This is a genomic window from Hymenobacter nivis (assembly GCF_006439025.1).
GTDB classification, from domain to species: domain Bacteria; phylum Bacteroidota; class Bacteroidia; order Cytophagales; family Hymenobacteraceae; genus Hymenobacter; species Hymenobacter nivis_A.
Genome location: NZ_RCYZ01000001.1, coordinates 617935 through 643377 on the forward strand (window position 1 = coordinate 617935; position 25443 = coordinate 643377).

Here is a 25443-nt window from a genome sequence, read left to right on the forward strand (position 1 = left end):
GGATCTAGCGCTCGGCGGGCAATTCCGCTGCTTCCACTTCCTTTTTCTCCTTCCAAAACAGCCGCACGCCGGTGCGCAGCAGCACCAGCCACGCAGCGCCGCCGGCAAAACCGGCCACCACATCGGTGGGGTAGTGCACGTGCAAGTACATGCGGGTGAGGCCGATGAGCAGCGCGAAGGCCACCAGCGCGATGCCCCAGCCCCAGCGGCCGGTGTGCTGCACCACCAGCCAGGCCAGGCAGCCGTAGTAAGCCATGCTCATCATGGCGTGGCCGCTGGGAAAGCTCAGGCCGTACTGGTAGATGAGGGCCGAGGAAGGGCGCGGGCGCTGGAAGTAGAATTTTAGCAACTCATTGAGGCCCAGACCACCGCCCATGGCCAGCAGCAGCTCGACGGCGTAGCGCACGAAGCCGCGGCGGTGCAGCACCAGCGGCACCAGCAGGCTGGCGGGTATGAAAAACGCCACCGATCCGAAGAACGTGAACTTGAACACCCACCACGTCAGCCACGGGGCGGCGGCCCGCAGGCGGTCCATCTGGGCGAAGCCCCAGTCGTCGAACACCGCCGATTTTTCGGCAAACACCTCGCGCGCCAGGTAGAAAAATACCCCGAACGCCAGCACGAACACCAGGGCCCCGCCCACGGCTTCGGCGGTGAGCAGGCCGGCCAGGGCCCCCCAGCGGGACGGCGTGGGCGGCGGCGTGGGCGAAGCGGAAGCGTTGGGCATGGGCGGCAGGCAAAAAGTACGTTGAACGGAATTGCTCCAGAAACGGCCACCACCGGGGCCCCTGGCCTGGCCGCAGCCTAACGAAAAAAGGCCAACCCGTACGGGTTGGCCTTTTTAAAACGTGCGCTCGGGGAGACTCGAACTCCCACACCTTGCGGAACTGCCGCCTGAAGACAGCGCGTCTACCAATTTCGCCACAAGCGCAGCGGTACCGTGGCGGCAAACATCCCGGGGGAGGTTGCCGTTTGGTGCTGCAAAGGTAGGTGGCCGGCGCGGTGCGGCGCAAGCGGGGCCACGTTTTTTTCCGTCGCAGCGGCCGTTGGGGCCCCGGGCGGGTTGTTTTTCAACCGGTTGACGCCGCACTTTTTTTTTAACTTGACCGCAAACCCACCCAATTCCCGCCCCGAACTGCCCGCCGGGGCCCCCGCGGTCCGCCTCAGCGGCAACTTCGACCGCATTGCTTGGTGCTACGATGCGCTGGCGGGCCTCGTGTTTGGCGGCAGCCTGCGGGCAGCGCAGCGGGCCGCTCTGGCCGGGCTGCCCGCCGGGGCCCCGCGCGTGTTAATACTGGGCGGCGGCACGGGCTGGGTGCTGGGCGAGGTGCTGCGCCGCCGCCCCGGCGCGGCGGTGCTCTACTTGGAGGCCTCGGGGCCCATGCTGGCGCGGGCCGCGGGCCGCCTGCGCCGCGAGCAGCCGGGCGCGGCCGGGCAGGTCGAGTTCCGGCTTGGCACCGAGGCGGCGCTGGCACCCGAGGAGCGGTTCGATGCGCTGGTGACGTTTTTCGTGCTTGATTGCTTTGCGCCGGCCGCGTTGGGGCCCGCCCTGGCCCGCCTAGCGGCGGCCCGGCGGCCCGCCGCCCCTTGGCTGCTGGCCGATTTCAGCCGGCCGCGGCGGGGCTGGCAGCGGGCGCTGCTGGGCACGATGTACCGGTTTTTTGGGGCGGTGGCGGCACTGCGGGCGCAGCGCCTGCCCGACTTGCACGGGGCCCTGGCCGGGCTGGGGCTGCGGCCGGGGCCCCCGGCCTACTTCTTTGGCGGGGCGGTGGAGGGCACGGTGTTCCAGCCCGTGGGGCCAAGCGGAACGGGCGCGTAGGAAGGGCCGGTTATTTTCCTACATTTGGGGATTCGATAACGGAAAATACTTATTGCGGCGGCCTTGCCAACCAGTTGGCGCGTCCTGCCCTTGCTATTGTACCAAAATCTCGCCCCTGCTGCATGAGCAACCCGAAGTACGCCCTGCATTTGCTGGCCCTGGCCTTGTGCGCCGGCCTCGCCCCTGCCGCGCTGCGGGCCCAGACGACGCGGCCGCGGCCCGCCCTGCCCCGCCCGGCGGCTAAGGCCCGCCCTGCTGCCCCAGCCAAGCCGGCCGCTGCCGCCCCGGGGGCCCCAGCCAAAGCCGCCCCGGTGGTGGGGCCCGCCGTGCGCTACGCGGTGGCATTTCCGAACGCGGCGCACCACGAGGCGCGCATCACGGCCACCTTCGCGGGGCTGCCGCCGGGGCCCCTGCGGGTGCGCATGGCGCGCAGCTCGCCGGGGCGCTACGCGCAGCACGATTTCATCAAAAATGTGTATTATGTGGTGGCCACCGATGGCGCTGACCACCCGCTGCCCACGGCCCGTCCCGACGCCTACGGCTGGGACGTGACGCCGGGCCCCGACGGCACGGTGGTGTTTCACTACACGCTGTACGCCAACCGCAGCGACGGCACCTACGCCGGCGTCGACGTGCAGCACGCGCACCTGAACGCGCCGGCCGTGTTTTGCTACGCGCTGGGGCTGGAAAACCGCCCGGTGGAGGTGCAGTTTGGGGCCCTGCCCGACTGGAAAATTGCCACCCAATTGCGGCCCGCGGGCGAGAAAAACACCTTTTCGGCCCCCAACTGGGCCTACCTCATGGACAGCCCCGCGATGCTGGGGGCCCAGCAGGTGCACACCTGGGAGGAGGGCGACCAAACCCTGGCCCTGGCCGTGATGGGCCCCGACGCGCCCGCTGCCGTGGACGCTTACGCGCAGCGCGTGCAGCAGGTGGTGAAGGAAGAAAAAGCCATTTTTGGCGAGCTGCCAACGTTTGATTTTGGGCGCTACACCTTCCTGGCCGATTACTTGCCGCAGGCCACCAGCGATGGCATGGAGCACCGCAACTCGACGTCGCTGACGGCCCCGCGCGACTTGCAGGGCGCCAACGCCCTGCGCAACCTGCGCACGGTGGCGCACGAGTTTTTCCACGCTTGGAACGTGAAGCGCCTGCGGCCCAAAGACTTGGAGCCCTTCAACTTTCAGCGCACCAACATGAGCGACGCGCTGTGGCTGGCCGAGGGCTTCACGCAGTACTTCGGCGAACTCACGCTGCGCCGCACCCGCGACTACGACGACGCGGCGTTTTTTGACAAGGTGAGCGACTGGGTGAGCGAGCGCCTCAACAGCCCCGGGGCCCGCTACACCTCGGCCGTGGGCATGAGCCAGCAGGCCGTGTTCACCGATTCGGGGGCGAGCATCGACCCCGTGAACACCGACAATACGTACCTCAGCTACTACTACTACGGCGCGGGCCTGGCCCTGGCCCTCGACCTGGAGCTGCGCCGCGACCACCGCGCCACCCTCGACCAGTACATGCAGGCGCTATGGCAGCAATACGGAAAAAAGCAGGCCAACTACGCCCCCGCCCGCCCCTACACCCTGCCCGATTTGCAGCGGGTGCTGGGCGAAGTGGCCCACGACACGGCCTACGCGGGGCAGTTTTTCCGGCGCTACGTGTACGGCCACGAGCAGCCGCGCTTTGCCGAGGACTTGCAGGCCGCAGGGCTGGCCGCGGTGCCCACCCACCAGCTGGCCCTGGCCGAGCAGGTACGGTTTGACCAGCAGGGCCGCTGCCTGGTGGCCGGCAACGCCCTCATCGGCTCGGGCCTTTACAAGGCCGGCCTCGACGTGGGCGACCAGCTAACTATGCTTGACGACAAGCCCCTGCGGGCCCCCGCCGACCTCGACGCCGTGCTGAAGCGCCACGCGCCCAACCAGATTGTGAGCGCCCAAGTGCGCACCCGCGCTGGCGCCGAGCGCGCCGTGCAGCTGCTGCTTAACGAAACGGCCACCGTGCAGGTGCAGCGCGCCGACGCCAAAACGCCCGCCACCCCCGCCCAGCAAGCCCTGCGCGATGCTTGGCTGGCCAGCCAGGTGCGCTAGGGGCCCTGGCGAGCGGGCCACCGCCCCGGGTGGCGGCGGCTACAGGGACAGCAAGGTTTTCAAAAAATCCTGCGTCATTTCGCCGTCGAGCATCTTCTCAAGCTGGGGGCCCGCCGCTATCATCGTGGGCGACTTCATGTGGGCGGCCAAGGCGGCCTCGTCGCGCCAGGCTTCGTAGGTTATGAACCGGCCGGGGCGCTTGAGGTCCTCGTGCAGGGCGTACGAGAGGCAGCCATCTTCCTGGCGGAAAGTTTTGGTGGCCGTTACCAGCAAGTCCCGCAGGGCGTCTTCCTGCCCGGGTTTAGCGCTGAGGGTGGCGACGATGTACAGGTCTTCAGGCATGGAAGGGGTTGTTGAAAGGTGAGGACTACTGCGGGACGGCCGCCGGGCGTGCGCCTCGCGGAGCCCCTTTTGCAAGAAGCAGTGGGGTGGGCAACGGGGCCTGCCGGCCCCCCGGCAGCCAGAACCGCTCTGGCAGCACTTGTACGCGGCGTTCGTGCGAAAGGCTTAAACGCGGCAAAGCCCCGGGCAACGACCCGCGCGTGCCAGGGCCGCACCTGGCCCCCACTTCGGCCCCAAAAGGTGGGCCCGGCGGGTTTTGCAGGCGCGCTGGGGTCCCGGGGCCCTACGCGGCGGGCCCTTTTGCGTATGCCCCGCATGGCATCTGTTTCGTACCTGAATAACCCCGCCTTGTCCACCGTGCGCCCCGGCTACCCGGGCAACAAGCGCATCGGCAGCCAATTTGCCAACGGCGAAACGCTGTTTGCCCCCACCCTGGCCGATGCGCTGAAGTGGCAGCTGGCCACCAATCCTCAGAAGGAAGCGAAAAAGCGTGACCTCTGGGTGCCCCGCGTGGTGGACGCCACGGGGGCCCTGGCCGGCACCGACGACGTGCTGCTGTGGTTGGGCCACGCCAGCTTCGTGCTGCGCATCGCGGGCCAAACGCTGCTCTTCGACCCCGTGCTGTTCAGTTCGGTGGGGCTGCGGCGCCGCCACCCCCTGCCCTGCCGGCCCGAAGATTTGGTGGGCATCGACTGGCTGCTGCTCTCGCACGGCCACCGCGACCACCTAGACGAAGCTTCCATAAAACTGCTGGCCCGCCAGAACCCGCAGCTGCGGGCGCTGGCCCCCCTGGGCATGGGGCCCCTACTGCGCGGCATGGCCCCCGGCCTGCCCGTGCAGGAAGCCGGCTGGTGGCAGCAGTACGATGTGGGCCCCGGGGCCCCGTTCGAGGTGTATTACCTGCCCGCTAGCCACTGGCACCGCCGCGGGCTGTTCGACGTGAACACCGTGCTCTGGGGTAGCTTTCTGATCAAAGTTCTCGCCACGGATAAGCTCATCTACTTCGCCGGCGACACGTCGTTCGGCAGCCATTTCGAGCAGATCGAACGGCAGTTTGGGCCCCTGGACGTGGTGCTTATGCCCATCGGGGCCTACAAGCCGCCCTACATGATGGCCAAAAGCCACGTGAACCCCCACGAGGCCGCCAAGGCCGCCAATGTGCTGCGCGCCGGCCACCTGGTGCCCATGCACTACGGCACCTTCGACCTGAGCGACGAGCCCGCATCGGAGCCCCTGCGGCAACTCACGGAAATTGCGGCCGGCGGCATGCTGCGCGGCGAGCTGCACGCCCCCGCCGTAGGCGAGGCCCTGCCCTGGCCGGAGTGGGAGTAGCCTAGCCCGCCTTTTTTTGGTTGATTTCGGCCAGCAATTCGGTGGCTTCTTCGGGGTTTTGCTTGTCTTTGGCAGCCAGCGCCGCAGCTTCCTGGGCGGCGCGGGTCGCTTCCCGGTCGCGGCCCAGCTTGTGTAGCAGCTTGGCCCGCGTGCAGAGATTATCGTAGCTGCGGCTAGCGGCCAATGCTTGCCGGATAATTTCATCTCCTTTGGTTAGCAGTACTTTGTCCTTCACGAAGAACGCCAGGTATACACCAGCCTCGCGCAAAGTGAAGTTGTCTTGGCTGGCGTATTTTTTTCCGTAAGCCAGCACGGCGTTAGTGTACGCCGGCCAGTCACGCTTCGGCTCGCCCAGCAAGTACCGGATATGGGCCAAGCCTTTCAATTGCATCGCCTCGGTAGGCATAAGGCGCACAATAATTTGCTGGAGCCGATCAAGGCCGGACAAATCGTTTTTAAGGCCCAGTTCCGCAGCTTTATTACCAATAATTAGCCGTCTCTTAGCGCTTACCTCAACTTGGCCGAACTGGGCCACGAATGCCGGCTGGTGCGCGAGGAAATATTGGGTCGTCGGAGCGTAAAAGCTCGTCCCTAATTCGAAGAGGTAATCCAGGTTTTTCTTTGAAGCCAGCTCCGCCGCCGTTTGGCTTTTCAGGTAGTCGGCGCTCACCTGGTCGTACAAAGCCTCCTGCTGCGAAAGCGCCGGCGACGTGCCGAACACATACAGAAACGGGGCACTGCGGTCGCCAGCCTCGTAGCGTTCCTTCAAAGTAAAAAATGCTTTATTCGGGTCGAAGGCGTCTTTGCCGTCTTGCAGAAAAGCAGTGGGCGATTTGTAATTGCCGCTCATGTGCAGCAGCTTGCCTTCGGGGCTGAAGTACAAGTACGTGGGCATGGACCTGACTTCGTAGCGTTCGGCTAACGCTTTTCCCTCGCCTTCGTCCACGTTTATCTTGTAACTCACAAAGGTTGCCGTGTAATACTGGCTAACCGCCGGGTCGGTAAAGACGTCCTTCTCCATCGGCTTGCACCAGTGGCAACTAGGCGAAGCAGCGTACAGGAAGATGCCTTTGTGCGCCTGCCGGGCCGTGGCCTGGGCGTCGGCCCAGCTGCCGCCGGCGAAGGCAATGGGCCCGCTTTGGGCCTGGGCCAGGGCACTGCCCAGCGAAAGGATGACAGTAAATGCGTGGCGCATAGGTGGGCAAGAAAAGTGGGCCCCTGGGCGCGGCCAGCGGTGGGGTGCTGCGCTAAAGCTACTGCCACACACCGGATAAAACCTTGTCCTGCATGCCCCTAGGGGCCCCAAGCGGCAGCGTGGCGCCCGCTGCCCGGGGGCCCTACCTTTGCGCTCATGTCGCCAACCCTCGTTTTGAGCCTCATTGCGGGCTACTTCGCCGTTCTGATTGTTATTGCGGTCCTCACTTCGCGGAAAGTCACGAGCGAGAGCTTCTTCGTGGCCGACCGCAACGCGCCCTGGTACATGGTGGCGTTTGCCATGATCGGCACCTCGCTCTCGGGCGTCACCTTTATCTCGGTGCCGGGCAACGTGTACGGCAAAAGCTGGAGCTACCTGGCCGTGGCCCTGGGGTTTGTGGCCGGCTACCTGGTCATCGGCACCGTGCTGCTGCCGCTCTACTACCGGCTGCAACTCGTGTCCATCTACTCCTACCTCGAGCAACGCTTCGGCTACTGGAGCTACAAGACGGGGGCCCTATTCTTCCTGATTTCGCGCTCGTTGGGTTCGGCCCTGCGGCTGTACCTGGTGGCGGGCGTGCTCCAGCTGGCGGTGTTCGACGCCATGGGCGTGCCGTTTGCCGTCACCGTCGTGGTCAGCATCCTGTTCATCTACCTCTACACCTTCAAAGGCGGCCTCAAAACCATTCTCTGGACCGATACTTTCCAGACGCTGGCCATGCTCAGCTGCGTGGGGCTAAGCATCTACTTCATGGCCGACGAGCTGAACTACTCCTTCAAACAGCTCGTGAGCAGCGTGCGCGAGAGTTCGATGTCGCAGGTGTACTTCTCGGATTTCCGCGACGATAAGTTCTTCTGGAAGCAGTTTGCTTCGGGCATGTTCATCACCATCGTAATGACCGGCCTCGACCAAGACTTGATGCAGAAAAACCTGAGCTGCCGCAGCCTCGGCGAGGCCCAGAAAAACCTGTTTTGGTTTACGCCGGTCATCGTGTGCGTCAATATTTTGTTCCTGACGTTGGGCGTGCTCATGTACCAGTACGCCGCCGCCCGGGGCTTGCACCTCAGCGAGTTGCCGCAGCTCCTCAACCTAAAGGGCGGCCTCGATACCGACAAGGTATTTCCGTACCTGGCCACTACGCAGTTCTCGCTCGTGGCCGGCGTCATCTTCATCCTGGGCATCATCGCCGTCACCTACGCCTCCGCCGATTCGGCCCTCACGGCCCTCACCACGTCGTTCTGCGTCGATTTTCTGGACATCAAAAAGTACCCCGAGGCGCAACAGACGCGCCTGCGCCAGCTCACCCACCTGGGCTGGTCGGCGGTGCTCATCGTCATCATCCTCATTTTTAGGGCCCTCAACGAGCAAAGCCTGATCGACGCCGTGTACAAGGCGGCGGGCTTCACCTACGGGCCCCTGCTTGGCCTGTTTGCGTTCGGCATCTTCACCCGGCGCAGCCTGCGCGACCGCCTGGTGCTGCCCGTGTGCGTGGCCGGGGTGGGCCTCACGCTGCTCATCGTGCAAAACTCGGTGGCGTGGCTGGGCGGCTACAAGTTCGGCTTCGAAATCCTGCTCCTCAACGGGGCCCTGATTCTGCTGGGCCTGTTCGCCATTTCGCGCCCCGCCCCGCTGAACCCCGCGCCCGTTGCCGCGGTTTAGCACGGGGGCCCGGCACCCACCCCGCCCGCTAATGTTCTGTTAATGAAAACCTCACTGTTGCTCTTGCTTCTTGCCGGCCCCGTAGCGGCGTGGGCGCAAACGGCTCCCGCCCCCACCGTGCTGCGCGCCGGCCGCATGCAGGCCCAGGCCCGCGGCGGGGCCCCCAACCGCCCCGACAAAGCCCCGCAGTACCCCGGGGGGCCCCAGGCGCTGGGTGCATTTTTCCAGGAAAACCTAAAGTATCCCGAGGCCGCGCGCGTCAAAAGCATCACCGGCAACGTGCTGCTCGGCGCCACCGTGGGCCCCGACGGCCGCCTCGGCGACCTGAAAGTGGCCCAGTCGCTCTCGCCCGAGTGCGACGCCGAGGCGTTGCGCGTGGCGGCGCTGCTGCCGCCCTGGCAGCCGGCCACCCGCCTGGGCGTGCCCCTGCCGGTGGCCATCCAGCTGCCGGTGCCGTTTGGCAACGGCGCCACACTCAAAGTATTGAAATAGGGCCCCCGGGCCCCTATCCTACCCAGTTTATTCATCTTACGGCGCACCCCGATACCTGCGCCACCAGCTATGGCCCGAAGCGGACTTAACACCAGCGGCGCCGACCTTGCGGCCGACGCCCCCAAGCCCAAAGTAACCAAAGAGTCGTTCAAGCGCAGCCTGCGGATTTTCCGGTTTGTGCTGCCCTACCGCACCAAATTCCTGGTGGGTCTGCTGATGCTCGTGCTCAGCAGCAGCACGTTCATGGCCTTCCCGTGGGTGGCGGGCAAGCTGGTGGATGCGGCCAACAACAAGCCCTACGTGCTGCCCGGCGGCGTGGTGTTCGACATCAACCGCATTGCCCTCACGCTGTTTCTGGTTATTGTGCTGCAAGGGTTTTTCTCGTTTGGGCGGGTGTGGTTTTTCACGCAGGTGAGCGAGTTTGCAGTGCGCGACCTGCGGCAGGCCATCTACGCCAAATTCGTGCAGCTGCCCATCCCGTTCTTCGAGCAGAACCGCGTGGGGGCCCTCATTTCGCGCATCACTTCCGACGTGGCCCAGGTGCAGGACGCCTTTTCGCTGACGCTGGCCGAGCTGTTCCGGCAGGTATTCACGCTGGTGGGCGGCATCGTGTTCATCATGGTGGTATCGGTGAAATTGTCGCTCTTTATGCTCATCACCTTCCCACCCATCGTGCTGGTGGCGGGGCTGTTCGGGCGCAAAATCCGCACCCTGGCCAAAACCACGCAGCTGGAGCTGGCCAACGCCAACGTCATCGTGGAGGAAACCATCCAGTCCATCAACTCGGTGAAAGCTTTCACCAACGAGCAGTTTGAGATTGGCCGCTACTACGCTTCGCTGGGGCGCGCCGTGCAGGCGGCGCTGCAAAGCAACCTCTACCGGGGCGGCTTTATCTCGTTCGTAATCATTGGGTTGTTCGGCGGCATCATCCTGGTGCTGTGGCGCGGGGCCACCCTGGTGCACGCCACTGGCCCCGACCACCTCGAAATCGGCCAGCTCGTCACCTTCATCATCTACACCGCCTTCATCGGGGCCTCGGTGGCGGGCCTGGGCGAGCTCTACGGCAAGGTGCAGAGCATTCTGGGGGCCACCGAGCACATCCGCGAGGTGCTGGACGAAACGCCCGAGCCCACGCACCTCGCGCCCACTGTGGGCCTGGTACCGGCGCAAATAAGCGGCGACATTCGCTACGAACACGTGGCCTTCCACTACCCCACGCGGCCCGACATTGCGGTGCTGCAAGACATCGATTTCCACATCAAGCCGGGCGAAAAGATTGCGCTCGTGGGCCCCAGCGGCGCCGGCAAAAGCACCATCGCCAGCCTGCTGATGCAGTTCTACCAGCTCAGCGGGGGCCGTATTTTGGTTGATGGGCACGACGTGCGCGACTACGACCTGACGGCCTTGCGCCGCCACATCGGCATCGTGCCGCAGGAAACGCTGCTCTTCGGCGGCACCATCCGCGAGAACATCGCCTACGGCAAGCCCACCGCCACCGACGATGAAATCATGGCCGCCGCCCGCCAGGCCAACGCCTGGCAGTTCATCAGCTCCTTCCCCGAGGGCCTCGACGCCGTGGTGGGCGACCGCGGCATCAAGCTCTCGGGCGGGCAGCGCCAGCGCGTGGCCATCGCCCGCGCCATCCTGAAAAACCCCGCCATCCTCATCCTCGACGAAGCCACCTCGGCCCTCGACAGCGAAAGCGAAAAGCTCGTGCAAGGGGCCCTGGACGAGCTACTCCAGCACCGTACCAGCATCATCATCGCCCACCGCCTCAGCACCATCCGCAAAGTCGATAAAATCCTGGTCATCGACGGCGGCCGCATCGTCGAAGCCGGCTCGCACGACGAGCTGAGCGAGCGGGAAGGCGGGCTGTACGCCAATTTGCTGCGCTTGCAGTTTGAGCTGAGCTAGAATGCGAACGGCGCTGCCTTTATTATTGATTGCGGTAAGCCCAGTAATCGCACAACGTTCACAAATTCCAGTCATTCCTCAAAAGATAACTCGATTACAAATAATTGAGTCGGCACCTTTTGGAATGGACAAAGAGTATTTAATCACTTCAGATTCTGTAATTATAGACTTCAAAACGATCGAGGGTCACGCTCTTTATTCAAGAGCACTTACCAATTCCGAACGTGAAGATCTTTTATCGCCATTTAATAAAATCTATCTATCGGGCATCAGGTCCTCGTACAAGCCCAAGACAATTAACATCGCTGATGCAGCCAGTTTTAATATTACCCTTATCAAAGGGAAATCAATTAAAGCAACTACTGTCTACTGCGTCAAATGGGAGCCATTCTACACATTTAGTAAAAAACTGAACAAGCTGTTGCCATCTAGTTTTAAAATAAATTACGCTACTGCGTACTTCTACAAGTGAGTAGCATTTCTACCCCAAAACCCGCGCCCCCAGCGCGGGTTTTGTAGTTTTGGGGCCTCAACCATACCTTTTTCCAAGTTCAATGAATTTTCAACTGCTGACTTTCTCCGCTGCTGCCGCTACGGCCGTTACGCTGCTGGGGGCCCCCGCGGCTCAGGCTCAAATCAATACCCCCCAGCCCAGCCCCAAAAGCACCGTGATGCAGCGCGTGGGCCTCACCGACGTGACCATCGTGTACTCGCGGCCAGGCGTGAAGGGGCGAGCGGCGTTTGGCAACAAAACCCCCTTGGCCCCTACTGGAATGCGCTGGCGCACGGGCGCCAACGCCACCACCAGCATCAAGTTTTCGGACGATGTAACCATTGAGGGCAAGAAGGTGCCCGCCGGCGAGTACGGCCTCTACACTATTCCCGCCGCGGCGGAGTGGACCGTGGTCCTCAACAAAAGCCTCAAGCAAGGCGCTGATGTGGAAGGCTTTAAAGACGCCGACGACGTGGCCCGCTTCACCGTCAAGACCTACAAGCTGCCCGCCAAGGTCGAAACCTTCACCATCAACTTCGCCGACCTGACGCCCGCCACGGCCAACGTGGAAATGACCTGGGCTACGACGGGCGCGAAATTCAAAATCGTGTCCGATGTGGACGGCAAAATCGCCGCCCAAATCGACGAAAAAATCACGAAAAACGCCAACCCCGCTCCCGCCGACCTCGCTGCGGCCGCCGTGTACTACAACGACAACAATAAGGACCCCAAGCAGGCCATGGCCTGGATTCAGAAGGCCAACGCCGCTGAGCCCACCAAGTTTTGGAACTTGAACACGGAAGCCAAGATGCGCCTGAAAATGAAGGATTACAAGGGCGCCATCAGCACCGCCGAAGCGTCGAAAAAGGCCGCCCAGGCTGCCACGCCGCCCAACGCCGAGTACGTGAAGATGAACGAGGACCTGATTGCCGAGGCCAAGAAAATGGGCAAGTAGGGCCCCTGGCTAGCGCACGAAGCCAATAGGCCGTCGTGCTGAACGAAGAGAAGCATCTTGCCCGCAGCAGTAATCAGTTGCTTACGCGGGCAAGATGCTTCTCTTCGTTCAGCACGACGGCCTACTTTTGTTTTGCCTTAGCAGGGCAAACCCCGCCTTACTGCCCCAAGGCCTCACCTAACCAAGCCCCCTAGCACGCCCATGAACCCTACCGCCCCCTCCACTGCCCCCGCCGGGGCCCTCACGCTGGCCCAGGAAAAGCAGGTGGCCGCCGCCACCGCCCTGCGCTGGGTGCGCGACGGCATGCTGCTGGGCTTGGGCACGGGCAGCACCTCGGCCCAGTTCATCACGCAGTTGGGGGCGGCGGTGCAGGCCGGCCTCAAGGTGCAGGGCACCGCCACGTCGATGGCCAGCGAGGCGCTGGCACGGCAGCTGGGCATCCCGCTGGTGGCACCCCAGCGCGGCCTGCGCTTCGACCTGGCCGTGGACGGGGCCGACGAGCTGGACCCGCAGCTGCGCCTGATAAAAGGCGGCGGGGGGGCCCTGCTGCGCGAAAAAGTATTGGAAACCGCCTCCGACTACCTGCTGGTCATCGGCGATTCGTCGAAGCTGGTGCCGGTGCTGGGCCGCTTCCCGCTGCCGCTGGAGGTGGTGCCGTTTGCCCTGCCTTGGGTGCTCGATGCGGTGGAGGCCCTGGGTGGGGCCCCGGTGGTGCGCATGGCCCAGCCGGGCGCGCCCGATTACTACTATTCTGACCAGAAAAACCTGATTGTGGACTGCCATTTCGAACAGATCACCGATGCGGAGCAACTGGCGACGCGGCTCAAAACCATCCCCGGCATCGTGGAGCACGGCTTGTTTATTGGGCTGGCCAAGGCCGCCATTGTGGTGCGCGACGGCGCGGCGCTGGTGCTACGACCCGGCGAAGCAGCCCGGCCAGCGACGGACTTTACGGAGCTGCCGTAGGGCCCCTGACAACAGGGCCCCTGGCAACAGTGCCCCAGGGCCCCAAAATGCAAAAAGGCCTTGCCACTACGGCAAGGCCTTTTTTATGCGGTTTCCGCTTAGCGCTTACTTCAAATCAGCGGCAGCAGCTTCGTCCAAGAACCAGTGCACATTACCGCCGGCGGGCGCGATGAGCTGGGCGGGGTACTGGTCCACGTCGCGGGGGCCCCGGAGGATTTGCTGCACGGCAATGGCCTTGCCGGCCCCGTACACGAGGAAGGCCGTGGCCCGCGCCTGGTTGAGCAGCGGGGCGGTGAGGGTGATGCGGGTCGTGTTCAGCTCGGCCACAAACACGTCCTTCACGCCCACCGCTTGGTCGTGGAGCACGGGCGTGTGCGGGAAGAGCGAGGCCGTGTGGGCGTTGTCGCCCAGGCCGAGCAGCACGAGGTCGAACCGGGCCGGCTCATCGCCGAAAAACTCCTCGATGGCCACGCCGTACTGCGCCGCCGCCTCGGCCGGGGCCAGGGCGGTATCAACGGCAAACACGCGGGCGGGCTTGATATCCAGCGGGTCGAACAGCGCCTTCTTGGCCATCAAGTAGTTACTGTCGGGCGAGGTGTGGGGCACGGTGCGCTCATCGCCGAAGAAGAACGACACCTGGCCCCAGGCTACTTGCGCCCGGTAGGCGTCGGAGGCCAGCAGCTCGTAGAGCTTTTTGGGCGAACTGCCGCCCGACAGCGCCACCGCGAAGCGCCCGCGGGCGGCAATGGCCTGGTTGGCGGTGGCCACGAAGTAATCGGCCAGGGCCCCTAGCACGGCGGCTTCGGCGGAAAAGATGTGGAGTTCCATGGGCTATTTCTTGCCGTTGAGCGGGAGCGTGAACCAGTGGAAGCCGTCTTTGGCCACGAGGGCTTCGGCGGCCTCGGGGCCCCACGAGTCGGCCGAGTAGTTGGGGAAGTCCTGGCTAGTGCGCGTCTGCCACGAGTTCAGGATGGGCATTACCAAATCCCACGCTTCCTCCACTTGGTCGGCGCGCATGAACAGCGTCTGGTCGCCGAGCATCACGTCGAGCAGCAGGGTTTCGTAGGCCTCGGGGGCCTCGCTCTGGTACGTGCCTTTGTAGTCGAACACCATGTCCACGGTGTTCAGCATCATGTCCACACCGGGGCGCTTGGCCTGCACTTGCAGGCGGATGCTCATTTCGGGCTGAATGCTGATAATGAGCCGGTTCTGGCGCATGGTTTCCGCCGTTTCGGGCGAAAAAATCAGGTGCGGCACGTCCTTGAACTGGATGGTGATGACCGACGCCGAGCGGTGCAGGCGCTTGCCCGTGCGCAGGTAGAACGGCACCCCCTGCCAGCGCCAGTTGTCTACAAAAAACTTCACCGCGGCGAAGGTTTCGGTGTTCGAGGTGGGGTTGGCGCCGGGCTCTTCGCGGTAGCCGGGCACCTGCTGGCCCTCCAGCCAGCCGCTGGCGTACTGGCCGCGCACGGCCTGTTCGCGCACGCTCTCGGGCGTGAAGCGGCGCATGGCGCGCAGCACGTCTACCTTACGGTTGCGCACTTCCTCGGCCGAGAAGCTCACCGGCGGCTCCATCGCCACGATGCACAGCAGCTGCAAGAGGTGATTCTGGATCATGTCGCGCAGGGCCCCCGAGCCGTCGTAGTAGCCCGTGCGCTCGCCTACGCCGAGGCTCTCCGTCACCGAAATCTGCACGTGCTCGATGCTGTTGCGGTTCCAGAGCGGCTCCATGATGGCGTTCGCAAAGCGGAAGGCCATGATGTTCTGCACCGTTTCCTTGCCCAGGTAGTGGTCGATGCGGTAAATCTGCTTCTCCTGGAAGATGCTGCCCAGCAAGGAGTTCAGCTCCTTAGCCGAGGCCAAATCGTGGCCAAAGGGCTTCTCGATCACGATGCGCGTGCAGCTGGCATCCTCCGTCAGGCCGGCCTTGGCCAGGTTTTCGGCGATGATGGGGAAGAAATTGGGAGCCACCGCCAGGTAGTAAATCACGTTGGCTGTGGCCTTCCATTCCTTCTCTAAGGCCTTGATTTTCTTACCAAAGTCCTTAAAGGTGTCGGCGTTCTGCACGTCGGCCGGCTGGTAGTAAAGGTTGGGCGCGAAGCCCTGCCATTGCTCGTCCTTCACCTTGCCGCTGCGCGAAAACTTGTTCACGTCGCCCAGCAGCCGGGTTCGGAAGTCATCGTCGCTGAGCTTGGTGCGGCCCGTGCCGATGCAGGCAAAATGGTCGGGCATCCAGCCTTCGAGGTACAAGTTGTACAGCGCCGGGGCCAGCTTGCGGGCGTTCAGGTCGCCGGTGCCGCCGAAGATGACGAACACCGTCGGCTGCGTTTTCAGAAGGGCGTTCATCTAAGCTTGGGTTTTAGAGGGCTCCGTGTTCGACTCCTTGGTGCCGGGCACGGGGGGCGTAGTGGGCGTTTCGTTGGCTTGGGCCCCGGCGGGGGCCTCCGGCTTGGCGCGCAGGCCGGTCCACTGGGTGTGGAACACGCCCTCCTTGCCAATCAGCTCGTAGGTGTGGGCCCCGAAGTAGTCGCGCTGGGCCTGGATGAGGTTCGAGGGCAGGCGAGCGGTGCGGAAGGCATCGAAGTAGCCCAGGGCGCTGGTGTAGGCCGGCACGGCCAAGCCAGCGGCCACGGCGGCGCCCACCACGGCGCGCATGCCGGGCACGGCGCCTTGCACCAGGCCGGCCACGCCGCCGTCGAGCAGCAAGTGGGCCAGGTTATTATCGCGCTCGAAAGCGTTGAAAATGTCGTTCAGGAACGTGGAGCGGATGATGCAGCCGCCGCGCCAGATTTTGGCGATGGTGGCCAACTGCAGGTCGTACTTATACTCGGCTGAGGCCTGGGCCAGCAGGTGCATGCCCTGGGCGTAGCTCATGATCATGCTGAAGTAAAAGGCCTGCTCCAGCTGCTTGAGCAGCTCGTCCTTGTCGCCGGCCAGGGCCCCAGCGGCGGGGCCGTACTGCTCGGCCAGCTGCCCGCGCAGCTGCTTGTACTTCGAGAGGTCGCGCATCGACACGGCCGTGTCGATGGTCGGCACGGGAGCCTGCAAGTCCATGGCCACCTGCGAGGTCCACTTGCCGGTGCCCTTCGAGCGGGCCTCGTCCTTGATGTCGTCGAGCAGCAGGTGGTCGGTATCGGGGGCCATGAAGGCGAAAATGTCTTTCGTGATATCCACCAAAAACGACTGCAAGCGGCCCTCGTTCCACTGCGTGAACACCTGGCCGATGGCGGCGTTATCCAGGCCAAGGCCGGTTTTGAGCACGCCGTAGGTTTCGGCAATAAGCTCCATCAGGCCGTACTCGATGCCGTTGTGCACCATTTTCACAAAGTGGCCGGCCGCGCCGGGGCCCATGTAAGCCACGCAGGGGTCCCCGTCCACTTTGGCCGCGATGGCCTCAAACACGGGCTGCATCGTTTTGTAGGCTTCGGCGTCGCCGCCGGGCATCATGCTGGGGCCGAACCGAGCCCCTTCTTCGCCGCCGCTCACGCCCATGCCGAAGAAGTGAAATCCTTTGGTTTCCAAATCTTTGGCCCGACGCTCGGTGTCGGTGAAGTGCGAGTTACCGCCGTCCACGAGGATGTCGCCGGGGCTCAGCAGGGGCAGTATCTCGGCAATCACGCTGTCCACGATGGCGCCGGCGGGCACCAGCATCATGATGGCGCGGGGCGTTTTGATGCTGTGCACAAAGGCCTTGGGGTCGGTGAAGCCCTGTACGGGCTTGCCCTGGCCTTCCTGGGCCAGCAGGTCTACCTGCTTCTGGTTCTTGTCGTACCCGGCGACGGCAAACTGGTGGTCGGCCATGTTCAGCAGCAAGTTGCGGCCCATGGTGCCGAGACCAATCATGCCGAACGCAAATTCCGTGGGGTTGGGGCTCATGAAGTTGGAGAGTTTTGGGGAAATTAAACGCCCGGGCGGCCGGGCAACGGTAAGAGCAAGCTGGCTATACGGAAGCCGGTACAGTTGGGCTATCCCAAGCGGGGTTTACGGCAGCACCTTCAGCACGAGTTGCGAGGCTTGGCCCGGCGCGTGGTACAGCCGGTGCGTGGCGCTTTGAAAGTCGCTGGCGTCGGCCTCGAAGATGTTGGGTACGTACTTCTGCGGGTTGCGGTCCACGAGCGGAAACCAGGTGCTTTGCACCTGCACCATCAGGCGGTGGCCTTTTTTGAAGGTGTGCATCAGGTCCTGCACCGTGAAGGGCACGGCCGTGACCTGGCCCGCCACGAAAGGCTCGGGCCGCTCAAAACTGTTGCGAAAGCGGCCGCGCATCACCTCCGAGCGCACCATTTGCTGGTACCCGCCAAGGTGCACATTGGGCAGGTTGTGGGGGTTGTCGGGCGTGTCGTCGGGGTACACGTCGATGATTTTTACTACCCAGTCGGCGTCCGTGCCGGTGGTGGCCACTTGCAGCCGGGCCTGTACGGGGCCCGCCAGGGTCAGGTCTTCGGCCAGCGGCTCGGTTTGGTAGGTGAGCACGTCGGGCCGGCGGCTGGCAAAGCGCTGGTCGTCGGTCATGTACTCGCGGGTCATGGCCGGGGCGGTGGCTTCGGTGTAGGGCACGGGGTGGGCCGGGTCGCTGATGAACTGGTCGAACTCGAAGTTGATGCCGGCCATGCGGCGCTCGTTATCGCCACTGGTGGGCGGGCTAAAGCTGAGGCCCCCGGCCTGGCGGAAGTACAGCACCTTGTCCTGCGCTTCCTTGGGCGGCCAAGCGCCAAACTGGCGCCAGCGGTTGGTGCCGCTCTCGAACACGGTGGCTTCGGGCAGGTCGGCGGGCTTGTTGTCTTTCAAGTACGCCTTGAAGAACGGGGCCTCCACGTTTTCCTGGTACCACAGCGACGTGGCGGCCCCGTAGGCCACGTTGCCCACGTACTCGCCGGTGAAATTGGCCCACCCGCCGTGCACCCAGGGGCCCATCACGAGGCGGTTGGGCAGGCCCGGGTTTTGCTGCTCGATGGCCGCGTAGGTGTGCAGGGCCCCGAACAGGTCCTCGGCGTCGTTGAAGCCGCCCACGGTGAGCACGGCGGTTTTCAGGTCGTGCAGGTGCGGGCGCGGGTTGCGGGCCTGCCAAAAGGCATCGTAGTTGGGGTGGGCCACCAAGTCGTTCCAGTGCTTTACCCGGCCGTGAAAGAGCTGGGCATTCACGTTTTTAAGCGGGCCCAGGCGGTAGTAGTAGTCGTAGCCATCGGGGGTGCCCAGCTGCAATTCGGGGGCGGGCGCGGCAGTGGGCTGCGGCCGGGGCTGGCCAAAACCGGCCCAGAAGCCCACCCCGGTGAGGAAATACGCGCCGTTGTGGTGGTCGTCGTCCCAAAACCAGTCCGTGACCGGGGCCTGGGGCGAAGCGGCTTTCAGGGCCGGGTGGCGGCTAAGCAGGCCCGCCGTGGTGTAGAAACCGGGGTACGAAATGCCCCACTGCCCCACGCGGCCGTTGTTGCGGGGCCCCTTCTTGGTCAGGTACTCAATGGTGTCGAACGTGTCGGTGCCCTCGTCAATGTCCTTTTTGGTGGCGTGCTTTTCCAGAGCCGGGCGCACGTCCTCAAACGTGCCTTCCGACATGAATTTGCCCCGCACGTCCTGAAACGCGAAAATGTAGCCTTCGTGCAGCATGGCGCTGCTGGGGCTGATGCGCAGCGAATACCGGGGCCCGTACGGCGCAATGGAGTACGGCGTGCGCTTGAGCATGATGGGGTAGCGCACCCGGTCCGCGTCGCGGGGAGCGTACACGATGGTGTAGAGCTTCACCCCGTCGCGCATCGGCACCTGGTACTCCGTCTTGGTGAAGTGCTGCTGGATGTAGAGCGTATCGGCCAGGATGGTGGCCAGCATGGCCTTTTCCGCGTCGGACGGCAACGGGTAGGCGGGGACCTGGGCTTGGGCCGGAGCGGCCGAGCTGGCCAGGCCCAGGGCGAGCAGGCCGGCCGCAATCAAGTGCTTCATATGCAGCAAAGTTGATTAAATGGTTTACGGAAGGGCCCCAACTTGCCCGCCAAAGGCGTTGAATAATTGGCGGGTACTCCTTCGCTGCCCACGGCCCGGCGCAACGGCAACGCGGCCGGCTAGCCGTCGGCCAGGCTCCTGTTTAAGGCAATGATGGCCGCTTTGTAATCGGCGCGGTCGATGATGAACTGGATGTTGACCTTGCGCAGCGCAAAGCCCGCGCTCATGATGTTGATGCCCGCTTCGGCCAGGGCCCCGGCGGCCTGCGCCAGTAGGCCGGGCCGGTCAATGTTGGAGCCGATGAGGCAGACCATGGCCGTTTTCTCCACCGTCACCTTCTCATACTTGGCCTCCAGTTGCTGCACCAGCTGCTTGTTCAGGTCCTTCTCCCAAATCAGCACCGAGATGCTGTTGGCACTCGTGGCCTTGAAAGCGTAGCTGATGTCGAGGGCGTAGAAGATTTGCATAATGGCCAAGTCGAAGCCGGCCGTGCCCACCATTTGCGGGTCGTACACGTCCACCATCACCACCTTGTCGGTGCCCGTAATCACCTCCACTCGCGTCTGGGCCGACACAAAGTCCTTGGTAATGAGTGTACCGGCGTGGGCGGGCTCGAAGGTGTTCTTAATGCGCAGGTTGATGCCGTTGATTTCGAGCGGCTTCGACGCCTTGGGGTGGATGGCCTCCATGCCCACGTCGGCCAGCTGGTCGGCCACGTCGTAGTTGGTGGCCCCCACCGGGCGGCAGTGGCCGATGCCCACCAGGCCGGGGTCGGCCGAGCACAGGTGGTACTCCTTGTGGATGATGGCCTCCTGGGGCCGCACCGCCACGGCTATCTTACTGAACGTCACCTCCGAATACCCGCGGTCAAACTCGCGCATGATGCCCTCCGTGCCCTTGGTGTAGCCGGTGGCAATGCAGATGGTTTCGGCAAACGTGATGCCCTTGAAGGCTTTGCTGATGCGCTCGTCGATAGTGTAGGGGTGGTGGTCGTGGAAGCCGCTCAGGTCCACCAGCGTGGCGTGCACGCCCTTGCTTTGCAGGATGTTGACGGAGTTGAAGGCCGAGTGCGCCTCGCCGATGGAAGCCAGGATTTCGCGGGCCGCTTGCAGAATGTTTTCGCTGCTCACGTAGCCCGAGGCCAGCACGTTTACCAGGCTATCGAGGTAGGTTTTGGCGTCCTGCATCCGCGCCTCAATAAAAGCATCGGCGGCGGCCAAGTCGAGGCCCAGCGGCACGTACTGTTGGTTCAGGGCCTTGAGCTGGGCCGTCACGTCGCGCAGCGCCTGGTGGAACTCCTTGAACTCGCTGATGCGGTGGTACACGCCGGGCGCGCCGGTTTTCTTGTTCTCCAGCAGCCAGTTGGTCACGCCCGCGTAGGCCGACACCACGAAGATGCGGTTGTACAATTCGGGGCCCCGGCGGTTATAAAAGATGATGTTGTTCAGCACGTCGCCAAAGGCGCTCATCGACGTGCCGCCGATTTTTTCTACTGTCAGCACTGTGGTTTGCAGAATGGATGAGCGGCAAACTTAGCCACAGGGCCCCAGTACACGCATGAACAGGGCAACTGTACCGAAACCAGCTAGGCCCTAACGCCAGAGTGGCCCGACGACGGAAAAAGCCACCGGACCACTTCGGCCTACTTGCCCAGCGACACCATATTGGTGAGTAGGCGGTAGGCGCCGGGCACGCCGGCGGGCAACTCGCGGAACAGCGAGAGGCCCGTGTAGATGTAGTGGCCCTTGCCGTAGTCGGCCACCAGGATGGCGCTTTGCTTAGGCGTTTCGCCAGGGTCGCTGCTGGCGATGATGGGCGTGTAGTGCGCGTCCCAGGCCGAGGGGTAGTACAGGCCCTGCTCCTGCACCCAGCCCTGGAAGTCCTTCTCGGTGATTTTGTTGGGCGTATTCAGCAGCGGGTTTTTGGGTTGCAGGAAGGTCACTGGGGCCCCTTCCACCGTCACTCGGTCGTTGGAAAGCGTCATCGGATAGGGCCCGATCTGGGGCAGCACGGTGCCGCGGTTCACCACGTACTGCACCACCAGGTTGCCGCCGTTTTCGACGTACTTCAGCAGCGCGGGCTGCTGGGTTTTGAGGCGATCGAGCACGTTGTAAGCCCGCACGCCGAGCACCACGGCATCGTAGCGGGCGAGGTGGTCGGCGGTGAGGTCGGTGGCGGGGTTGAGCAGCGTAACGGTGTAGCCGAGCTGCCGCAGGGCCTCGGGCACCTCGTCGCCGGCGCCCATCAGGTAGCCGATTTGCTGGCCCCGGCGCTGCACGTTCAGCTTCACCAGCGGCGCCGTGGCCTCCGGAAACAGCGTTTGGGTGGGGATGTGCGGGTAGATGATTTGCTGGATGCCGCGGCTGTAGGCCTGGCCGTCCACGGTGGCCACGGCGCGCAGCTCTGCCTTGCCCTCAGGGGCCCCTGGGCCGGGGCGCAAGGTGAAGTTCACGGTCTGCTCGTCGTCCTTGTTTTTGAGGTCGAACGGCGCAGTGGCCGGCTCGGCCAGCCAGCCGGCGGGCACCTGCAAGGCCAGGGCCCCGCGCACCCCGGCCCGGCCGGCGCGCAGCGTCACGGGCACTTGCTTGGGTTGCTGGTCGGCAAACACGTAGGCGCGGGCGGCGGGAATATTCACCATCACGGCCGGCACTACGGCCAGCGGCTGGTACAGCTCGCCCAGCACCGGGTCGGTGCGCTTGTATTGAACAGGGACGGTGAGGTAGAGCGAGGTGCCTTGCAACGTGATTTCCAGCGTTACGTTGGGAGAAATCGGGTTTTCGGGCCGCCCAATGAGGTGCTGCCGGTCAACGGTGAGCCAGGTTTCGGGCTTCGATTTCTTGCGCGCTGCCGGGTCGGCTTGCACCAGGGGAAACAAGGCCGGTACCGTGTACATGCCCACCGTACCCGGTTCGCGCAGCCAATAGGGCTGGGAGGCTGGCACCTGCGGGCTAACCGGTAGCCGCAATGCCACCCGCAGCGTTTGGCCTGGCCGTAGCTCCTTGGCCACGAGCGTATCGCGGCCAAAGCCCTCGGCCCATACCTGCCGCACCGTAACGGGCACCGCGCCCTGGTTGACGGCCTCAACTGCTACCTCGGCGGTTTGGCCGGCGGTAATGGCCATTGCCGGCGCACTTGCCTCGATGTGCAGGCCTAAGCAAGCTTGCAGCAGGACTTCTACTTCCTGCATTTTCTCCAACTGCCAGGATCCTTCCTTCGCGGCGGCCTGCAATTGGCCGTGCACCTTCAGCAACCCTGCCACGCTAGCGCTCGGGTTGCCCGCGTCGTACTTGCGAATCACGTCGTCCACCAGCTTGCCGATGGCCGCGCCGCCGGGCACGCGGTTCCAGGTCAGGTCCACGCCGTCGAACAAATCCTTCGTGGCGGGGGCCCCTTTAACGGGTTGGAAGTACTCCAGCGCCTCGCCGCGGGTGGCGGCTGAGCCGAAGCCCTGGCTGCGGTGCTGCGAGCGGGAATGGGCCGCGATTTCGCCGTAGCTCTGCCCTAGCAGCGGGTTGTAGCCGCCGGCGTCGAGGCTGAGGTAGCCGGCCATACTTTCGCCGGGCTTCACGAAGTAGCTGCCGGTGTTCCAGAGTAGGCGCTTGGGCTGCCAAGCTTGCACGTACTTGAGCTGCTCGGGGAAGCGCTTGGGGTCGCCGGCGGCGTCGAAGGCTTCGGCGGCTAAGATGGCGCTGGCCTGGTGGTGGCCGTGGCCGGCGCGCGCATCGGGCGGGAAGCGGGTGATGAGCACGTCGGGCCGCCGCTGGCGGATGACCCACACCATATCGGCCAGCACCTGCTCCTTGTCCCAGATGGTGAAGGTTTCGGCCGGCGTCTTGCTGAAGCCGAAGTCGTTGGCGCGGGTGAAAAACTGCCGGGCCCCGTCGATGCGCCGCGCCGCCAGCAGCTCCTGCGTGCGGATGACGCCGAGCTGCTCGCGCAATTCGGGGCCGATGAGGTCTTGGCCGCCGTCGCCGCGGGTGCAGCTCAAGTAGTTGGTTTCCACGAGGCGGCCGTTGGCGAGGTAGGCCAGCAGGCGGGTATTTTCGTCGTCGGGGTGGGCGGCGATGTACATCACCGAGCCCACTACGTTGAGCTTCTTCAGGCCCAGCAAAATTTCGGACGACGTGTAGGTTTTAGGGGCCTGGGCTTTGGTTTCAATTAACAGTGAGCAGTTAACAGTGAGCAGGGCCAGGCAGAGGCGGGCAACGGAGCGGAGCGAGAGGGGCATATAAGAGCAAACCGGTTCGGGGCGCGAAGTTACCGGGCAACCCCTCCCCGTATCATCCGCAACGTTTAGGGCCCCGGGCACGTCTTTCGCCCGCTTGCCGTTCCTTTGCTCGTGGCCGCACCGCCGCGGCGTTTTCCCTCCCGCATGACCGTTTTCACCTTCCGCCCCTGGGCGTTTGCTCTGTCCGCCCTAGCTTTCTCGGCTTGCACCCGGGCCGTGCCCACTACCACTGCCCAGGGCAACCCCAGCCCGGCCACCGCCACCAGCGCGATGGCTACGCCAGCCCCGGTGGCCCCTGCCGCCACGCCGCCCCCCGCCCCCGCAGTTCCCCCGGGGCCCACGGTGGCCGAAGCTGCCGCCGCCCAGTGGTACCTCCAAGACCCCAAGCTCGACGGTGTGCCCGGCATCGGCGATACCCGTGCCTACGCCGAGCTGCTGAAAAACCGCACCCCTACGCCCGTGATTGTAGCTGTTATTGACGGCGGCATCGACACGGCCCACGTCGACTTGAAGCCCATTCTGTGGACCAACGCCAAGGAAATCCCCGGCAACGGCCTCGACGACGATAAGAACGGCTACATCGACGACGTGCACGGCTGGAACTTCCTGGGCGGGGCCGACGGCCGCAGCGTGGGCGACGAATCGCTGGAGGTAACGCGCATTGTGGCCAAGTACCGGCCGCGCTTCAAGGGCAAGGTGCGCACGGCCATCCCAGCGGCCCAGCGCGCCGAGTTTGATATGTACACCAAGGCTGAGAAGGCCTTCACCGCCCGCACCAAGCAGGAAACCGACCGCGCCTCCCAGGTAGAAGAGATGGCCGGCCCGCTGAAAATGATGGTGGGGGCCCTGAAGAAGGACCTCGGCGTGGAGCGCCTCGACACGGCCACGCTGCGCAAGGCCCAGTCCAGCAACGCAAACATGCGCAACCTGAGCCGGGCCCTCGACCAAAACCTGCGCCAAATGGGCCTGGCCGATACCGACGCCCTGGAGAAGGAGCTGGAAAGCGGCGCCAAGGAAGAGCGCAACCTGCTCGACAACTCACTGAACCTGAGCTTTAACCCGCGGGCCGACATTGTGAAGGACGACCCCGAAGACGTGAACCAACGCTTCTACGGCAACAACGACCTGCACGGGCCCGACCCGCTGCACGGCACCCACGTATCGGGCATCATCGCCGCGGTGCGCGACAACGGCCTCGGGGTGCAGGGCGTGGCGGGGCCCCTGGTGCGCATCATGACGGTGCGGGCCGTGCCCAACGGCGACGAGCGCGACAAGGACGTGGCCAACGGCATCCGCTACGCCGTGGACAACGGCGCCAAGGTCATCAACATGAGCTTCGGCAAGGAGTTTTCGCCCCAGCGCCCGGCCGTGGAGGCCGCCTTCAAGTACGCCGCCGACCACGACGTGCTGCTGGTGCACGCCGCCGGCAACGAGAACGACAACCTCGACGTGAGCAACCACTACCCGGTTGCCTTCACCCTCGCCGGCCAGCCCTTCCCCAACCTGCTCACGGTGGGCGCCAGCGGCGCGAAGGACGACGCCAGCCTGCCCGCCGAGTTCTCGAACTACGGCAAAAAACAGGTGGATGTGTTCGCGCCCGGCGTGGCCATTTACAGCACGCTGCCCGGCAACACCTACGGCATGGAAAGCGGCACCAGCATGGCCTCGCCCGTGACGGCAGGCGTGGCGGCGGCCCTCAAGTCGTACTTCCCCACCCTCACCGCCGTGCAGCTCAAAGACATCATCCGGCGCTCGGCCCAGGTGCACCACACCATGGTGCGCGTGCCCGGCTCCGACAAGAAAGTCGACTTCACCACCCTCTCCATCACCGGCGGCGTGGTCGATTTGTACGAGGCCATCAAGCTGGCCGAAACAGTGGCAAAGTAAGTTTTTAATGGCCTGACCCCGGGTGGTCCTGAGCACTGCGAAGGACCTGAGGAGCACAGAACGGATGGCAGTAACTATTCGCTGCACGTCGTTCTACGCTCCTCAGGTCCTTCCCCGCGTTTAGTACGACCCGGGGTTAT

Annotated in this window: 18 protein-coding genes and 1 tRNA gene; 9 read left to right on the top strand and 10 right to left on the bottom strand. The window is 64.3% G+C overall.

The window, feature by feature from the left end:
• Positions 1 to 4: 4 nt before the first annotated feature.
• Both EAH73_RS02415 and EAH73_RS02420 read right to left on the bottom strand, forming a co-directional pair.
• Entirely contained in the window at positions 5 to 727 is a 723-nt protein-coding gene (locus EAH73_RS02415) for a phosphatase PAP2 family protein (RefSeq protein ID WP_140464849.1), read from the bottom strand.
• Between the two features lie 122 nt (positions 728 to 849).
• Positions 850 to 931, bottom strand: a tRNA-Leu gene (locus EAH73_RS02420).
• Between the two features lie 171 nt (positions 932 to 1102).
• Between EAH73_RS02420 and EAH73_RS02425 the strand changes: the two genes are divergently transcribed.
• Together EAH73_RS02425 and EAH73_RS02430 are read left to right on the top strand one after the other, a co-directional pair.
• Positions 1103 to 1819 carry a class I SAM-dependent methyltransferase gene (locus tag EAH73_RS02425; protein WP_161599424.1) on the top strand — a complete coding sequence of 239 codons (717 nt, stop codon included), beginning with the start codon at positions 1103 to 1105 and terminating at the stop codon, positions 1817 to 1819.
• A gap of 122 nt (positions 1820 to 1941) precedes the next feature.
• Positions 1942 to 3906: a M61 family metallopeptidase gene (locus tag EAH73_RS02430; RefSeq protein WP_140464852.1), complete on the top strand. Its 1965-nt coding sequence runs from the start codon at positions 1942 to 1944 to the stop codon at positions 3904 to 3906.
• Positions 3907 to 3945: 39 nt separating this feature from the next.
• Here EAH73_RS02430 and EAH73_RS02435 read toward each other — a convergent pair whose 3' ends face one another.
• Positions 3946 to 4248, bottom strand: a complete 303-nt coding sequence (locus tag EAH73_RS02435; protein ID WP_140464854.1) for a putative quinol monooxygenase — start codon at positions 4246 to 4248, stop codon at positions 3946 to 3948.
• Between the two features lie 315 nt (positions 4249 to 4563).
• On the opposite strand from EAH73_RS02435, the gene EAH73_RS02440 reads away from it, so the two are divergent.
• Entirely contained in the window at positions 4564 to 5580 is a 1017-nt protein-coding gene (locus tag EAH73_RS02440) for an MBL fold metallo-hydrolase (RefSeq protein WP_140464856.1), read from the top strand.
• Between the two features lies 1 nt (position 5581).
• Here EAH73_RS02440 and EAH73_RS02445 read toward each other — a convergent pair whose 3' ends face one another.
• Positions 5582 to 6775, bottom strand: coding sequence for a thioredoxin family protein (locus EAH73_RS02445; RefSeq protein ID WP_140464858.1), 1194 nt, complete (start codon positions 6773 to 6775; stop codon positions 5582 to 5584).
• A gap of 156 nt (positions 6776 to 6931) precedes the next feature.
• On the opposite strand from EAH73_RS02445, the gene EAH73_RS02450 reads away from it, so the two are divergent.
• The 5 genes from EAH73_RS02450 (at position 6932) to rpiA (ending at position 13254) form a co-directional block, all read left to right on the top strand.
• Complete coding sequence (locus EAH73_RS02450; protein WP_140464860.1) at positions 6932 to 8434, top strand: sodium:solute symporter; 1503 nt, start codon at positions 6932 to 6934, stop codon at positions 8432 to 8434.
• Between the two features lie 42 nt (positions 8435 to 8476).
• Positions 8477 to 8926 (top strand): energy transducer TonB, encoded by a 450-nt coding sequence (locus EAH73_RS02455; RefSeq protein ID WP_140464862.1) that lies wholly within the window; start codon positions 8477 to 8479, stop codon positions 8924 to 8926.
• Positions 8927 to 8995: 69 nt separating this feature from the next.
• Positions 8996 to 10840 (top strand): ABC transporter ATP-binding protein, encoded by a 1845-nt coding sequence (locus tag EAH73_RS02460; protein WP_140464863.1) that lies wholly within the window; start codon positions 8996 to 8998, stop codon positions 10838 to 10840.
• A 554-nt stretch (positions 10841 to 11394) separates the two neighbouring features.
• Positions 11395 to 12288 (top strand): DUF2911 domain-containing protein, encoded by an 894-nt coding sequence (locus EAH73_RS02465; protein WP_140464865.1) that lies wholly within the window; start codon positions 11395 to 11397, stop codon positions 12286 to 12288.
• A gap of 201 nt (positions 12289 to 12489) precedes the next feature.
• Entirely contained in the window at positions 12490 to 13254 is a 765-nt protein-coding gene (gene rpiA, locus EAH73_RS02470; RefSeq protein ID WP_140464867.1) for a ribose-5-phosphate isomerase RpiA, read from the top strand.
• A 105-nt stretch (positions 13255 to 13359) separates the two neighbouring features.
• Here the strand turns inward: rpiA and pgl are convergent, their stop codons facing one another.
• The 6 genes from pgl to EAH73_RS02500 all read right to left on the bottom strand — a co-directional run bounded on the left by pgl (position 13360) and on the right by EAH73_RS02500 (position 23416).
• Complete coding sequence (pgl, locus tag EAH73_RS02475; protein ID WP_140464869.1) at positions 13360 to 14082, bottom strand: 6-phosphogluconolactonase; 723 nt, start codon at positions 14080 to 14082, stop codon at positions 13360 to 13362.
• A gap of 3 nt (positions 14083 to 14085) precedes the next feature.
• Positions 14086 to 15600 carry a glucose-6-phosphate dehydrogenase gene (gene zwf, locus EAH73_RS02480; protein WP_140464871.1) on the bottom strand — a complete coding sequence of 505 codons (1515 nt, stop codon included), beginning with the start codon at positions 15598 to 15600 and terminating at the stop codon, positions 14086 to 14088.
• Positions 15601 to 17130 (bottom strand): NADP-dependent phosphogluconate dehydrogenase, encoded by a 1530-nt coding sequence (gene gndA / locus EAH73_RS02485; protein WP_140464873.1) that lies wholly within the window; start codon positions 17128 to 17130, stop codon positions 15601 to 15603. It lies immediately after the preceding gene.
• A 105-nt stretch (positions 17131 to 17235) separates the two neighbouring features.
• Positions 17236 to 19188 (bottom strand): CocE/NonD family hydrolase, encoded by a 1953-nt coding sequence (locus tag EAH73_RS02490; RefSeq protein WP_140464875.1) that lies wholly within the window; start codon positions 19186 to 19188, stop codon positions 17236 to 17238.
• Positions 19189 to 19307: 119 nt separating this feature from the next.
• Complete coding sequence (locus tag EAH73_RS02495) at positions 19308 to 20690, bottom strand: aspartate kinase (RefSeq protein WP_140464877.1); 1383 nt, start codon at positions 20688 to 20690, stop codon at positions 19308 to 19310.
• Between the two features lie 140 nt (positions 20691 to 20830).
• Positions 20831 to 23416, bottom strand: coding sequence for a PIG-L family deacetylase (locus tag EAH73_RS02500; RefSeq protein WP_140464879.1), 2586 nt, complete (start codon positions 23414 to 23416; stop codon positions 20831 to 20833).
• 144 nt (positions 23417 to 23560) lie between these two features.
• Here EAH73_RS02500 and EAH73_RS02505 point away from each other — a divergent pair, with 144 nt between their 5' ends.
• Positions 23561 to 25303, top strand: a complete 1743-nt coding sequence (locus EAH73_RS02505) for a S8 family peptidase (protein ID WP_240047109.1) — start codon at positions 23561 to 23563, stop codon at positions 25301 to 25303.
• Positions 25304 to 25443: the final 140 nt, after the last annotated feature.